Source organism: Kitasatospora sp. NPDC057512 (assembly GCF_042802135.1).
GTDB lineage: Bacteria > Actinomycetota > Actinomycetes > Streptomycetales > Streptomycetaceae > Kitasatospora.
This window is the reverse complement of the sequence record NZ_JBHVET010000186.1, coordinates 1-12165: the sequence shown is the minus strand read 5'-3', so window position 1 is coordinate 12165 and position 12165 is coordinate 1. Positions and strand designations below refer to the sequence as shown.

The window sequence follows — 12165 nt, the reverse complement described above, 5'->3', positions numbered from 1 at the left end:
GCTGCGAGAGGCTCCCCAATGTCTGTGCGCCGCCAGGGACTCGAACCCCGGACCCGCTGATTAAGAGTCAGCTGCTCTAACCAACTGAGCTAGCGGCGCCTGCTGACCTGGAAAACAATACACGGTTCCGAGGGGTGCCTCGAACCATCGCCGAGCCGTCCCTGAACCGCCCCCGAACCGCCCCCCGGGTCACCCGCGCACGAGCCGGGCGGCGACCGCGCGATCCGTCCCTTTCCTTCCGGTTGGTCCGGAGTTCGCCGCTGGTTAGGGTGGAACGGTGCCCCGCCCCCAGCCAGGCCACCGCGCCGCGCGGACGACGGTAGCCACCCTGCTGCTGCTCAGCGCCGTGGCGTACACCGCCTGGGTGCTGGAGGTCGTGCTGAGCACCGGACTCGACCCGGTGCAGGCGTACATCAGCGAACTCGCCGCCGAGGACCAGCCGCTGGGCGGCCTGTTCCGGGCCACCGACCTGGCCGCCGGACTCTGCCTGCTCGCCGCCGCCGGCACCGCCCTCGCCACCGGGCGGGTCGGGGCCTCGCGGCGGCGGCGCTGGGCGCTGGCCGGCTGGTCCGCGCTCGCCCTGTTCGGTGCCGCGACCGCCGCCGACTCCCGGCTGCCACTGAGCTGCGCCCCCACCAGCGACGAGATGTGCGCCGCCCGGGAGACCGCCGGGCTCGTCCCCGCCACCCACACCGCGCACGCGGTCACCAGCAGCCTCGCCATGGCCGGGGCGCTCACCGCACTGGTCTCGCTCACCGTGGCCGCCCGGCGCTACCGCTGGTGGCCGCCGGTGCGCCGGTTCGGGCCCTGGCTGCTGGGCGCCGAGCTGCTCGCCACCGGCTGGAGCCTCGCCTCGATCGCCGCCTTCCAGGCCGGGCGCGGCACCTGGGCGCTCGGGGCCGGGCAGCGGCTCCAGGTGCTGCTGGTCGCGCTCTGGCTCGGCCTGCTGGCCCTGGGCGTGGCCCGCTCGGACGGTTCGTACGGTACGGACGAGGACGCCGAGCGGGCCAAGAGGGACGAGGGAGACGAGGGAGACGAGGAGCGGCACCGTCCGACCGAACCGTTCCCGGGACGGAGGCCGACATGAGCACCGCCGGACCGGAGGCGGTCGGCCGGGCGCGCTTCCTGCGCGTCGACGGCGTCCCGCTGCACGTCCGCACCGAGGGCAGCGGCCCGGTCTGCCTGCTCTCCGGCGGCCTCGGCAGCAGCTGGTTCGACTGGGATCTGGTCGTCCCCTTCCTCGCGCCGTACCGCACCGTGGTCCGCTTCGACCGGCCCGGTTACGGGCTGAGCGCGGGGGAGCCCGCCACCGGGTGCCCCGCGCCGACGGCGGCCGGCGAGGCCGGGCGCATCCGGGCGGTGCTCGACGGCCTCGGGCTGCGGGAGCCCTGCACCGTGGTCGGGCACTCGCTCGCGGGCTTCCACGTCGAGGCCTTCGCCCGGCTGCACCCCGAGCGGACCGCCGGGCTGGTGCTGGTGGACGGCAGTGTGGAGGCGGCGGCCCGGCCCTACCCGGCGCCCGGTGCGCGCGACCTGGCGGCCCGGGCGGCGGCCGGCGCCGCCACCGCCCTCGCCGTGCCCTACCTGCTGGGCCCGACCGCCCGCCGGGCCATGGCCCGGCTGTCCACCGTCCGCCGCGAGGACCTCGCCCCGGCGCCGCTGGTCCGGCACTGCTACCGCACCGGGCGGGCGCTGCGAGCGCTGCTGCGGGAGAATGGCCGCTACCTCGACACGGCCGCCGAACTGGACGAGCTGCGACGCACCCGGCCGCTGGCCGAGGACCTGCCGGTCACCGTGCTGGCCGCCGACGACGGCTGCCGGACCCGCCGCACCGAGGACTGGTTGGCCCGGCAGCGGGAGTTGGCGGCGCTGCTCGGGGCGGACTTCCGCACCACCGCCCCGGCCGGGCACCTGGTGATGTTCGACCGCCCGGACGCGGTGGCCTCGGCGGTGCTCGACACCCGCTGAGCGGTCGGCCCGGGTGTCGGAGGCCCGGCTCAGCCCCCGGGCCGGAAACGCCTCAGGCCCGGAAACGCCTCAGGCCGCCCACCGGAGTGGACGGCCTGAGACCTTGCCATGTGCGCCGCCAGGGACTCGAACCCCGGACCCGCTGATTAAGAGTCAGCTGCTCTAACCAACTGAGCTAGCGGCGCTTGCTGACGTCGAAGACTTTACACGCCGCCGACCGGATCCACCGAATCGTGTTCGAGTGGTCACTGATCGTCACTGCCTCCGGTCGTCGGTTCCGGGTGGTGGCAGGCCGCCTGGTGGTCCGCCCCGGGGGCGCCGCCGAGCAGGGCCGGCCGCTCCTGCTCGCAGCGGGCCCGGTCCGCCGGGGCGGTGAGCGCGGCGTAGCGCGGGCAGCGGGTGCGGAAGACGCAGCCGGTGCGGCGCTCGGTGGGCGGGGGCGGGTCGCCGGCCAGCAGGATGCGGTCGCGGGCGCGCTCGGCGGCGGGGTCGGGCAGCGGGACGGCGGAGAGCAGGGCGCGGGTGTACGGGTGGCGGGGGCGGTCGAAGACGGCGGAGACCTCGCCCTGCTCGACCGTCCGGCCGAGGTACATCACGCTGACCCGGTCGGCGAGGTGCCGGATCACCGAGAGGTCGTGCGAGACGAACAGGTAGGAGAGGCCCAGCTCGGCCTTGAGGGCCTGGAGCAGGTTGAGCACCCCGGCCTGGATGGAGACGTCCAGGGCGGAGACCGGTTCGTCCAGCACCAGCAGCCCGGGTCGGACGGCGAGCGCCCGGGCGATCGAGACGCGCTGGCGCTGGCCGCCGGAGAACTGGTGCGGGTAGCGGACGGCGTGCTCCGGGTCGAGGCCGACCTGGCGCAGCAGCTCGGGCACCCGGCGGGTGATCTCCTCGCGCGGGGTGCGCTGGGCGAGCAGCGGTTCGGCGACGATGTCGCCGATCGGCATCCGGGGGTCGAGGCTGGCCATCGGGTCCTGGAAGACGATCTGCACCCGGGCGCGGAGCCGGTGGGCCTCGGCCCGGGTGAGCGTCGCGGTGTCGCGGCCGAGCAGTTCGATCCGGCCGGTCTCCGGGGCGCCGAGCCGCAGCAGTTCGAACAGGGTGGTGGACTTGCCGGAGCCGGACTCCCCGACCAGGCCGAGGGTCTCGCCCTCCCGCAGGTCCAGGTCGACGCCGTCCACGGCGTACACCTCGCCGACCTTGCGCTTGAACACCGTGCCCTTGAGGAGCGGGAACGTTTTTCCCAGGCCGCTCACCGACAGCACCGGTGCCCGGGTGGAGCGGTCGACGGGGCCGACGGCGGTCGGCAGCTCCGGAACGGGGTAGACCTCGGCCGGCGCGGGCCGCCGCTCGGCGAGCTCCGCCGACCGTACGCAGGCCGACAGGTGCCCCTCCGTACCCTCCAGGGCGGGCTCGGCCGTCGTGCAGCGCTCCTCCGCGAGCGGGCAGCGCGCCGCGAACGGGCAGCCCGGGGGCAGTTCGGCCATCGGTGCCGGGGTGCCGGGGATCGGTACGAGCGGACCGCCGCGCCCGTCCAGCCGGGGCAGCGCGCCGATCAGGCCGAGCGAGTAGGGGTGGCGCGGGGCCGCGAAGAGCTCGTCCACCCCGGCCGTCTCGACCACCCGTCCGGCGTACATCACCGCGACCCGGTCGGCCGCCCCGGCGATCACCCCGAGGTCGTGGCTGACCAGGACGAGCGCCGCGCCGGTCTCCCGCTGGGCGGTGCGCAGCACGTCCAGCACCTGGGCCTGGATGGTGACGTCGAGGGCGGTGGTGGGCTCGTCGGCGAGCAGGATGTCGGGATCGTTGGCGACCGCCATGGCGATCATCGCGCGCTGCCGCATGCCGCCGGAGAACTCGTGCGGGAAGCTGTCCAGGGCCCGGTCGGGCGCCGGGATGCCGACCAGGTCGAGGAGTTCGGCGGCCCGGCGGCGCGCGGCGGCCCGGTCCACCCGCTGGTGGACGCGGACCGCCTCGGCGATCTGGTCGCCGATCCGGTAGACCGGGGTGAAGGCGGACAGCGGGTCCTGGAAGACCATGGCGATCCGCCGGCCGCGGATCGCGGCGAGCTCCCGGCCCGGCAGCCCGACCAGTTCCCGCCCGTCCAGCCGCACCGAGCCGCTGACGCGCGCCGTGCCGGGCAGCAGCCCGAGCACGGACAGCGCGGTCACGGACTTCCCGGAGCCGGACTCGCCGACGATGCCGAGGGTCTCGCCGCGCCGCAGGGTGAGGTCCACCCCGCGGACGGCGGGGACGGGGCCGTCGGGCCCGGCGAAGTCGACCCGCAGGTCCCGGACGGCGAGCAGCGGGGTTTCGACGGTGGTGGTCACGGGAGCTTCCTACGGCTGGCAGGGCGGTGGGTACGGCGGGCGGACCGGGCGGACCGGGCGGACCGGGAAGAGCGGGAAGAGCGGGTGGACCGGGACCGGGGGGGCGCGGCCCCGGAGGTGGGGTCGAGGGCGTCGCGCAGCCCGTCCCCGATCAGGTTGACGGCGAGCACGAACAGCACCAGCAGCGCCGCGGCGAAGTAGAACAGCCAGGGGAACACCGGGGCCTCGCCGGTCCCGGCGGCGAGCAGGGTGCCGAGCGAGACGTCCGGCGGCTTGACCCCGAAGCCGAAGTAGGAGAGCGCGGTCTCGCTCATCACGGCGCCGCCGACCGCGATGGTGGCGTCGATGATGAGGAAGGAGGCGACGTTCGGCAGGATGTGCCGGCTGATGATCCGCAGCGGCCGTACGCCCATGAACCGTGCGGCGCGGACGAATTCGCGCTCGCGCAGGGAGATGGTCATCGAGCGGACCACCCGGGCGGTGATCATCCAGTTGAACAGCGCGAGCAGCAGGACGAAGGCGATCCAGCCGGCGCTCTTCAGCCGGGCCGAGACGATGGTGATGATCAGGAAGGCGGGGAAGACCAGCAGCAGGTCCACCAGGAACATCAGCGCCCGGTCGGCCCAGCCGCCGAAGTAGCCGGCGCAGGCGCCGACCACGGAGGCCAGCCCGGTGGAGAGCAGCGCCACCAGCAGGCCGATGACCAGCGACTTCTGCAGGCCGCGGACGGTCTGCGCGAAGACGTCCTGGCCGACCCCGTTGGTGCCGAACAGGTGCTCGGCGGAGGGGGGTTGGTGCAGCGCGGAGAAGTCGGGGGTGGCGTAGTCCCAGGGCGTCAGGTACGGCCCGCCGAAGGCGAGCGCGAACAGCAGCAGCACCATGACGGCGCCGACCACGGCCCCGCGGGCGGCGAGCAGCCGGGCGAGGACGAGCCGGCCGCGGCCGGTGGCCCGGGGCGGGCGGCCGGCGGGTGCGGAGGGCTCGGCGGGGCCGGCCGGTTCGGCCGGTTCGGCGGTGGTGGCGGTGGTCAACTCGGCTCTCCTCCGGTCAGGACCGCACGCGCGGGTCGAGGGCGGCGTGCAGGGTGTCGGCGAGGAAGCCGGAGACGAGCACGACGACGGCGGTGAACAGGTTGATCGCCACCACCGAGTTGACGTCCTGTTCGTTGATCGACTTGATCAGCCACTCGCCCATGCCGTGCCAGCCGAAGATCGTCTCGGTGAAGATCGCGCCGGTGAAGATGCCCAGGAAGCTGTAGGCGAACATGGTCGACATCGGGATCACCGCGGTCCGCAGCCCGTGCTTGAGCAGCGCCCGGCCGCGGGTCAGACCCTTGGCCTCGGCGGTGCGCAGGTAGTCGGAGCCGAGTACGTCGAGCATGGTGCCGCGCTGGTAGCGGCTGTAGGTGGCGAGACCGCCGAGGGCCAGCGAGATGGTGGGCAGCAGCAGGTGCAGCGCCCAGTCGGCGAGGTGGGTGCCGAGGCCGCCGGCGAGTCCGGGGGTCTCGTAGCCGGTGAACGGGACCACCTCGTGGCCGGCCGCGTCCTTGGCGGCGATGGCGCCGTTCTTGAGGAACAGCGCGACCAGGAAGACCGGGGTGGAGAGCAGCACGAAGGACAGCACGGTGAGCAGCCGGTCGGAGATCCGGTACTGGCGCACCGCGCTCCACGCCCCGGCGGCGACGCCGAGGACCATGCCCAGCAGGCTGCCGAGCAGCAGCAGTCGCAGCGAGACCCAGACCCGGCGGCCGAAGTCGTCGGTGACCGGGGTGTCGTGGATGGTCCGGCCGAGGTCGCCCTCCAGCAGCCCGCCGGCCCAGTGGCCGAAGCGCTCGACCACCGGGGTGCGGTCGTTCAGGTTGAGCGCGGTGAGCTGGCGCTCGACCGATTCGACGGACGGCCGGGGGACCTTGGCCTCGAAGTAGGTGCGCGGCTGCAGGGCGGTCGCGGAGATCGCGTACGCCAGGAAGACGGCGGCGATCAGCAGCACCGCGTAGTAGCTCAGCCGCTTCGCCAGGAAGCGGAGCATCAACGGCCGCCCGTCGCGGTGCGGGTGGGGCCGACGCGTCTGGTGGGCATCGGGTGGTGGCCTCCGGTCCGGGCCCGGGTCGGGGCGTCGGGTGACAGGGTTCGTCGCGGTTCGTCGGGTCGTCAGATGACGTCGTTCGCCGGGCAGTTGGGAAAACGCAGGTCAGAGTGAAGCACCCGGGCACTGAGACGGTGTTGCGCCCGTGTTGCCGCGTGTGACTTTTCGATCAGGTGTGCTCTCCTCCCCCTGGTGGCGGATCTGATCCGCTGTTACGTTCTGCTCGCCCGGTGCCGAATTGGCTGCCCACGCTCAAGCCCCGCCACACCTCTCGCGCCCCAACTCCCGTCATCGATCCCAGGGGGACCCTCATGGACGCTTCCACCACGGCCCGCCGCCTCGGCCGGGCCGCCGCGCTCGCCGTCGCCGTCGCGCTCGCGGTCACCGCGTGCACCTCGGGCGGGACCGGATCCGCCGACAAGGTGGCCAAGAGCGAGCCGCCGAGACAGGACTCCGAGGACATCAACCCCAAGGCGCCGGACCAGATCAAGGACGGCGGGGAGGTGCGCTTCCAGCTGGACCAGTGGATCACCCAGTGGAACCCGCTCCAGGTGGACGGCGGCTCCTACACCGACACGGTGAACCTCATCCGCGCCCTGGAGCCCTCGCTCTTCCGCACCGATGCCTCCGGCGCCTTCCGGGCGGACCCGGACTACCTGGTGGGGGCCGAGGTCACCTCGACCTCGCCGCAGGTGGTCACGTACCGGCTGAACCCCAAGGCCACCTGGTCGGACGGCAAGCCGCTGAGCTACCTGGACTTCAAGGCCGACTGGCAGGCGGGCAACGGCAAGGACCCGGCGTACAACATCTACGACCCGTCCGGCTACGAGCTGATCTCCGCGGTCGAGCAGGGCGCCGACCCGAGCGAGGTCAAGGTCACCTTCTCGGAGCCGTACGCGGACTGGCAGAACCTGTTCCGCCCGCTGATCCCGGCGGCCGGCATCGCCACCCCGGACGACTTCAACAAGGGCTGGGTGGAGAAGGTCCCGATCACCGCGGGCGCGCTGAAGATCGGGGTGGCGGACAAGACCGCGCAGACCATCAGCCTGGTGCCGGACCCGGCCTGGTGGGGCACCCGGGCCAAGCTGGACAAGATCACCTTCCGGGTGATGGACAAGGCCGCGAGCATCCAGGCGTACCTCAACAACGAGATCGACTTCGCCTCGGCCGGCACCGCCGCCGCGTACGGGCAGCTCAAGAACGCCAAGGACACCACGATCCGGGCCGCCAGCCCGTGGGACGAGGTGCACATCTCCTTCGGCGGCACCGGCGCGCTGGCGGACCGGACGGTCCGCCAGGCACTCGGCAAGGCGCTCGACCGCTCGGCGCTGATCAAGATCGCCAACAACGGGGTGCCGGTGGAGTTCAAGCCGCTCGGCAACCACATCATCATGCCCAACCAGACCGGCTACCAGGACAACTCCGGTGAGTGGGCGACGTTCGACCTGGCCGCGGCCAGGAAGCTGCTCGACCAGGCCGGCTGGAAGGAGTCCGGCGGCGGCCAGCCGCGCACCAAGGACGGCAAGCCGCTGGAGCTGCACTGGGTGCTCAGCGACGGCACCGCGCAGGCCCAGCTCGACCTCGCCACCGCGGCGGCGGCGATGTGGCAGGCGGCCGGGGTCAAGGTCGACCTGGACAAGGTGGCGGCCAACGACTACTTCGCCAAGTACGTCACCCCGGGCAAGTTCGACATCGCGAGCTGGCGCAACACCGACTCGTTCCCGAACTCCAAGAGCCTGGCCAACTTCCGCCTGCCGGTGGGCGACAACACCTTCAGCAACCCCTCCCGGCTGGGCACCCCGGAGATCGACGCCCTGCTGAAGAAGGCGGCCGGGACGGTCGACCCGACGGAGGCCGCGAAGCTCTACAACCAGGCGGACGCGAAGATCTGGGAGCTCGGCCACACCGTCGAGCTCTACCAGCGGCCCGCCGTGGTGGCGACCCGCAAGGGGCTGGCCAACTACGGGGCCTTCGGTCTCGCCCAGGAGGACTACAGCAAGCTCGGCTGGGAGAAGTAGCCGGCGCCGGGGCGGGGCGGGCCGCACGGCAGGCGCTGGCGAGCAGCGCGGTGATCACGAGGCCGGTGGCGCGGACGCGGGGGGATCGGCTCCGCCGCCCCCGCTGTCCCGCCACCCGCCTTGACCTTCCGCGTTGCCCGCACGCCACCCGTGTCGTGGGGCCCGGCAGGGCCCGCGCTCTTCCAACCGGGGAAGAATCTAGCGGTGCTCCGGTCGCTCGCGACGCAGCGCGCGGGGCGCGCCCGGAAACCCGCCGCGCTGTCACCCGGTTCGCGCACCGGAGCGTCAACTACGGCTGACGGCAAGGAAAAAAGGGGACATACGGGGCCATCGTACCCGGGGGCGCGCGGCCTTTCCGGGCCGCGCCGGTGCGTGCACACCTGTTGCGCCCCCGTGCACAGCCGTCGCGCCGGTGCGTGCGCCGGGCCGGGGCCGCTGCCAGGATGCGCGGGACGGTCCCCCCGCCCTCCCCCCGACTCCCCGGAGCAGCTCCGATGGCCAGTGACCCCGCCTCGACGGCACCCCCCAGCCACCCCGTCGATCCGCCGCCGGTGCGCCGGATGGTCCCGCGCGACCGGAACGAGCCGCACCGGGTCGCCACCCCGCTGGAGCTCTTCTTCGACCTCTGCTTCGTGGTCGCGGTCGGCCAGGCCGGGCGCGAACTGGCGGGCTCCCTGGCGGCCGGGCACTACGGCGACGGCCTGCGCGGCTACGTGCTGGCCTTCTTCGCGATCTGGTGGGCCTGGATGAACTTCACCTGGTTCGCCTCCGCGTACGACGTCGACGACGTGCCGTACCGGGTCACCACGCTGGTGCAGATCGCCGGGGTGCTGATCCTCGCCGCCGGGGTGCCGCGGATCTTCGCCGCCCAGGACCTGACCCTGGGGATCGTCGGCTACGTGGTGATGCGCCTGGCGATGGTCACCCAGTGGCTGCGCGCGGCCGCCAGCGAGCAGGGCCTCGCGCGCCGGATCGCGCTGGGCTACGCGGCGGGGATCACGCTCTGCCAGGTCGGCTGGGTGGTGGTGCTGTTCCTGCCGCACGACGTCCAGCTGTACCTCTTCCCGGTCGGGGTGCTGTGCGAGCTGGCCGTGCCGGTGGTCGCCGAGCTGCGGATGCGGACCCCCTGGCACCCGCACCACATCGCCGAGCGGTACGGGCTGTTCACCCTGATCGTGCTCGGCGAGACGGTGGCGGCGGCGACCGTCGCGGTGCAGTCGGCGGTGGACGAGCACGAGGAGCTGGGCCGGCTGGTGCCGGTGGCGGTCGGCGGGCTGCTGATCTGCTTCGCGGCCTGGTGGATCTACTTCGCCCGGCCCGTCCACGAGCACCTGCGCTCCAACCGGCAGGCGCTGGTCTGGGGGTACGGGCACTACCTGGTGTTCGGCTCGGCGGCGGCGATCGGCACCGGGCTGGAGGTGGCGGTGGAGTCGGCGGTGCACCAGGCGCACATCTCCGAGACCGCCGCCACCGCGACGGTCACCGTGCCCACCGCGCTCTACCTGGTCACGGTCTGGTTCCTGCACTCCCGGCACACCAAGCGGGGCGCGGCGGCCCAGGCGGTGGCGCCGGTGGGGGCCGCGCTGGTGCTGGCCTGCACCGCGCTCGGCGGCTCCGGGGTGCTCGCGGCGGGCCTGGTCTGCGCGCTGATGGTGGCGTCGGGCGTGCTGGTCCACAGCCGGGAGAGCAGGCGGGCGGGCGCCCGCCGGGCGTACTGATCCACGGGGCGGGCCCCGTCCGACCCCGCGCTGTCCGAGCCGACCGCCGGCCGAACCGTCCGTCAGCCGACCCGTCCGTCAGCCGACCCGGCCCAGCAGCACCGGCTCGTGCCGCGCCAGCCAGTCCAGGTAGGCCGGGTTGACCTTGGCCAGATCCAGGTAGGCGGCCCGCAGTTCGCCGTACAGCGCGTCCAGCGCGGGCGGGCTGAGCACGCGCGGACGCCAGGTGAACAGCAGCCGGACGGCCAGCGGGTCCCCGTGCACCGGGCGGACCACCGTGCCGGGCCCGGGCAGCGAGGTCGGCTGGCAGGGGCGGACGGCCTCGCCGGAGGCGACCAGCTCGGCGGCGGTGGCGTTGTCCCGCACCTGCACCACCCGGGGGTTGAGCCCGGCCTCGGTGAACACCCGGCGCATCGCCGCGTACTCGTGGTCGGCGGTCGGGTCGACCATCCAGGTGTCCTCGGCGAGGTCGGCCAGGTGGACGACGTCGCGGGCGGCGGCCGGGTGCCCGGCGGCGAGCGCGACGAACTGCGGCTCCCGGGCCATCAGCACCCGGTGCTCGGCGTCCGGCGGCACCCGCAGCGGGAAGCCCTCGCACTCGTGGACGAAGGCCACGTCCAGCTGGTCGGCGGCGACCATCCGCAGCAGCGCGCTGGCCGAGATGTCCACGTGGATGGTGGTGTCGGTGTCCGGCAGCCGCTCGTGCACCCGGCGCAGCCAGGCCGCGACCGCCCGGCTGCCGACGCTGCCGATCCGCAGCCGCCGCTGCCGGCCGGGCCCGGCCGAGTCCCGCGCCTCCTGGCGGGCGGCGGCCACCAGGGCGGCCATCTCGGTGATCACCGGCCGGGCCCGGGAGAGCACCGAGTGGCCGAGCGCGGTGGGCCGGCTGCCGGTCTGCTCACGGGTGAACAGGGTGCCGCCGATGGCCCGTTCGATGCGGTGCAGCTGGGTGGTGAGGGAGGGCTGGGTCATGCCGAGCTGGAGCGCGGCCTTGCGGAGGCTGCCGCTGTCGGCGATCGCGCACAGCACCCGGAGGTGTCTCACGTCGAGCTCCACGTCGGGAGCATAGACGCCGCCGCACCTGTTCGCCAAGGACATGACAGGCATTCAAGGCATGCCGAAGGGCCGGCCGACGGATCGACCGGCTGAGCGGCCGACGGATCGGCCGGTGCGCCGCACGGCGGGGCCGGGCCGCCATGCGGTGGTGCTATCGCCGGTTGGCATCATCCGCGACGGCCCCGGCCGGGTCGAAGCTCGGGGACAGCAACCCGCCCCCGGCCACCGCCCGGGGCGGCCCCCACCGTGCGCCACGGCCGGGCCCGGCCCCCATCGGGTCCCGGCGAGCCGGCGCACCGCGAAACCGGAGCCCCCACATGAAACGATCCGCGCTGTCCGCCGCCCTGGGCCTGACCCTCGCGGCCGGCCTGGCCGTCCTGCCCGCCACCGCCGCGAACGCCGCGCCGGCCGCCCCCGCCGTCCAGGGCTACACCCCCTCGACGTACGCCGGTTCGGCCGCGGAGACGGCGAACAACCAGGCCTTCCTCCAGGCCGTGATGGCCTCCGCCAAGGCCAAGCGGGCCGCCGACCCGGGCCTGGCGACCGTCACCGTCACCTACGACACCTCGAACGCGCCCTCCTTCACCAGCCAGATAGCCCAGGCCGCGCAGATCTGGAACAGCTCGGAGACCAACGTCCAGCTCCAGGAGGCGAGCGGCAGCGGCGACTTCTCGTACTACGAGGGCAACGACAGTCGCGGCTCCTACGCCAGCACCGACAGCCACGGCCACGGCTACGTCTTCCTGGACTACCAGCAGAACCAGCAGTACAGCTCGCTCCGCGTGGTGGCGCACGAGACCGGCCACGTGCTCGGCCTGCCCGACGACTACTCCGGCCCGTGCAGCGAGCTGATGTCCGGCGGCGGCCCCGGCCCGTCCTGCACCAACCCGTACCCCGACGGCAACGAGCGCAGCCAGGTCGACTACCTCTGGGCGAACGGTCTCGCGGCGCGGAACTGACGCGAGCGGCAAGCGGGTTCGGGGTGGCGGT

The 12165-nt window shown here is 73.8% G+C and carries 9 protein-coding genes and 2 tRNA genes; 5 read left to right on the top strand and 6 right to left on the bottom strand.

Annotation, left to right across the window (positions count from 1 at the left end; translation table 11 throughout):
- Positions 1-25: 25 nt before the first annotated feature.
- Positions 26-99 (bottom strand) — tRNA-Lys (locus tag ACFU6K_RS15070).
- 178 nt (positions 100-277) lie between these two features.
- On the opposite strand from ACFU6K_RS15070, the gene ACFU6K_RS15065 reads away from it, so the two are divergent.
- Positions 278-1087, top strand: a complete 810-nt coding sequence (locus ACFU6K_RS15065) for a DUF998 domain-containing protein (protein WP_380663247.1) — start codon at positions 278-280, stop codon at positions 1085-1087.
- Positions 1084-1968 (top strand): alpha/beta fold hydrolase, encoded by an 885-nt coding sequence (locus tag ACFU6K_RS15060; protein WP_380663246.1) that lies wholly within the window; start codon positions 1084-1086, stop codon positions 1966-1968. Before ACFU6K_RS15065 ends, ACFU6K_RS15060 begins: the two co-directional genes overlap by 4 nt.
- A 111-nt stretch (positions 1969-2079) precedes the next feature.
- Here ACFU6K_RS15060 and ACFU6K_RS15055 read toward each other — a convergent pair.
- The 4 genes from ACFU6K_RS15055 to ACFU6K_RS15040 all read right to left on the bottom strand — a co-directional run bounded on the left by ACFU6K_RS15055 (position 2080) and on the right by ACFU6K_RS15040 (position 6326).
- Positions 2080-2153: transfer RNA gene (locus ACFU6K_RS15055), tRNA-Lys, on the bottom strand.
- A gap of 60 nt (positions 2154-2213) precedes the next feature.
- Positions 2214-4298, bottom strand: a complete 2085-nt coding sequence (locus tag ACFU6K_RS15050; protein ID WP_380663244.1) for a dipeptide ABC transporter ATP-binding protein — start codon at positions 4296-4298, stop codon at positions 2214-2216.
- Entirely contained in the window at positions 4295-5329 is a 1035-nt protein-coding gene (locus ACFU6K_RS15045) for an ABC transporter permease (RefSeq protein ID WP_380663243.1), read from the bottom strand. The genes ACFU6K_RS15050 and ACFU6K_RS15045 overlap by 4 nt, the downstream gene beginning before the upstream one ends.
- A gap of 16 nt (positions 5330-5345) precedes the next feature.
- Positions 5346-6326: an ABC transporter permease gene (locus ACFU6K_RS15040; RefSeq protein ID WP_380663241.1), complete on the bottom strand. Its 981-nt coding sequence runs from the start codon at positions 6324-6326 to the stop codon at positions 5346-5348.
- 368 nt (positions 6327-6694) lie between these two features.
- On the opposite strand from ACFU6K_RS15040, the gene ACFU6K_RS15035 reads away from it, so the two are divergent.
- Both ACFU6K_RS15035 and ACFU6K_RS15030 read left to right on the top strand, forming a co-directional pair.
- Positions 6695-8401, top strand: a complete 1707-nt coding sequence (locus tag ACFU6K_RS15035) for an ABC transporter family substrate-binding protein (protein WP_380663240.1) — start codon at positions 6695-6697, stop codon at positions 8399-8401.
- Positions 8402-8895: 494 nt separating this feature from the next.
- A complete protein-coding gene (locus ACFU6K_RS15030) occupies positions 8896-10119 on the top strand; it encodes a low temperature requirement protein A (RefSeq protein WP_380663238.1) in 1224 nt (407 codons plus the stop codon).
- A gap of 78 nt (positions 10120-10197) precedes the next feature.
- On the opposite strand, the gene ACFU6K_RS15025 is transcribed toward ACFU6K_RS15030, so the two are convergent.
- A complete protein-coding gene (locus tag ACFU6K_RS15025; protein ID WP_241853111.1) occupies positions 10198-11175 on the bottom strand; it encodes a LysR family transcriptional regulator in 978 nt (325 codons plus the stop codon).
- A 317-nt stretch (positions 11176-11492) separates the two neighbouring features.
- Between ACFU6K_RS15025 and snpA the strand changes: the two genes are divergently transcribed.
- The gene (snpA, locus tag ACFU6K_RS15020; protein ID WP_380663236.1) at positions 11493-12134 is read left to right on the top strand and encodes a snapalysin; all 642 of its coding nucleotides are present in this window, start codon (positions 11493-11495) and stop codon (positions 12132-12134) included.
- The last annotated feature ends 31 nt before the right edge of the window (positions 12135-12165 follow it).